This is a genomic window from Saccharopolyspora sp., from assembly GCF_017434145.1.
GTDB lineage: Bacteria > Actinomycetota > Actinomycetes > Mycobacteriales > Pseudonocardiaceae > Saccharopolyspora_C > Saccharopolyspora_C galaxeae.
The window spans coordinates 1-1,785 of the sequence record NZ_JAFRFW010000179.1 but is presented as its reverse complement, the minus strand read 5'-3'; the positions used below and the strand labels follow the sequence as shown (position 1 = coordinate 1,785).

At 73.7% G+C, this 1,785-nt stretch carries 2 protein-coding genes; one reads left to right on the top strand and one right to left on the bottom strand.

Translation table 11 applies throughout. The features are described from left to right. The coding region (locus IJH84_RS05095) for a cobalamin biosynthesis protein (RefSeq protein WP_295140867.1) at positions 1–203 on the bottom strand (203 nt) is incomplete at its 3' end. A gap of 275 nt (positions 204–478) precedes the next feature. Between IJH84_RS05095 and IJH84_RS05090 the strand changes: the two genes are divergently transcribed. Next, the coding region (locus tag IJH84_RS05090; protein WP_295140865.1) for a DUF2397 domain-containing protein at positions 479–1,785 on the top strand (1,307 nt) is incomplete at its 3' end.

Genomic DNA, 1,785 nt, shown 5'->3' with positions numbered 1-1,785 from the left:
GCGGTGGCGCCGAGCACCGCGGTACCGCCGATGAGCAGGCCCGCGTAGGCGATCCCGGTGCTGCGGCGATCGCGGTGCAGCCTCCGCTCCGCCGCCTGGGCAGCGCGCCCGAAAGCAGCCACCGGATGGCACCGCCGCGGGTCGCCGAACGCGGCATCGGCCGCCACTCCGAGTAGCAGCCCGACCGCTCGTCCCGCGCTCACCGGTGCCCCGCTCCCCTCGTTCAACCCACAGCGTTCACCCGTCCAGGCAGCAGCACGCTACCGCCGCGCCACCCGCCCGAAGCGGGCACCCGCACCAGGTTCTGCTCCGGAACGGCGAAGCCGCTTGCGCCGGCCACCTCGGCAACCGGGACCGCAACGGGTTCTCCGGCGCCTGCGGTTCCGCCGAGCGACCACCTACGCAGAACCCTTCCCGGCCTCTCCGAAAAGGCACAGGTGACCGGCCGTGTCGGGTGGGCGGGTTATCGTGGCCGACCGTGACCGCCCCGGATCATGAAGCCGACGTGCTGCGCGCGGGGGTGGCGGGCACCGAGGCCACCGCGCCCGCGCACGCCACCTCGGACGCGCGCGCCGCTGAGCGGCGGCTCGCGCTGTTCACCTACCTCGGCGAGCCGAAGCACCGCACCTACCTGGCGATCATGCGGTTGTTCACCTCGACGCTGCTGGCGGACCTGTCGGTCGGCGAGGTGACCGCGGCGCTGGCCGCCGCCGAGCGGGACGGCCGCATCGACCCCGGGGAGTCCGATGTGGACACCGTGGTGGACCGGCTGAAGCAGCTGCGCCGCTGGGGCAACCTGGTGCTCGGCCGCCGCGAGACGATCGCCGCGAGCATCGCCGAGTTCCAGCACGGCAGCGTCCGCTACCAGGTCAGCAAGCTCGCCGTGCGGGTCCAGCGGGACGTGGACGCGCTGCTGCGGGTGCCCGAAGGCGCCCGCGAGGTGTCCCGCGAGCTGCTGCCCGCGATCGAGCGCGGCCTCGGCCAGATCGGCTCGCTGCTGTCCGACGCGCTGGCCGCGGAAAGTGCGGAACCGCGCTCAGCGTCGTCGGAAAGTACGCAACCGCGCTCAGCGCCGTCGGAGAGCGCGGAACCGCGCTCTCAGCGCGCCAAGCAGACCCGCGAGCGGCTGGCCGAGCAGGTCACCACCGTCTTCCTGCAGCACGCCGAACTCGCCGCAACGGTGCGGGACTTCTACGCCTACCTCGGCGAGGTCGTCACCCGCCACCACCTGGCGCCGGAGGAGATCTCCGGGTTCCGCAACCTGCTGGTCGAGTACATCCAGATGGTCGTGGAGGACGTGCTGCGGCACACCGAGACGATCGCGACCTCGCTGGCCGGGCTGGCCGCCGACCGCGCTGAGCTGCTGCGGCTGCTCGGTCCGGCCGATCAGCTCGGCACCGAGGTGGAACGGGCGCGCGGGCGCACCGCGGCGGACTGGCAGGAACTCACCGATTGGTTCGTGGACGCGCCGGGCAGGCCCAGCCAGGTGGCGGCGCTGCGGGAGGCCACCGCGCGGGCCATCGGTTCGCTGCTGGCCAGCGTGAAGCGCGCGACCTCGGGCGGCGGGCTGCTGCCGGGCAGGCGCGGTGAGCTGTTGAAGCTGGCCCGCTGGTTCGACGAGTCGCAGCCGCAGCAGGCGCACCGGCTCTACGCGGCCGCGTTCGGCCTGTACTCGGCCCGGCACCTGCTGCCGGCCCCGGACTACGACAGCGACAACCACGAAGTGCCGTGGCGCGACGGCCCGGTGCAGGACGTGACGGTGAGCGTGCGCAGCCGCGGCGATCG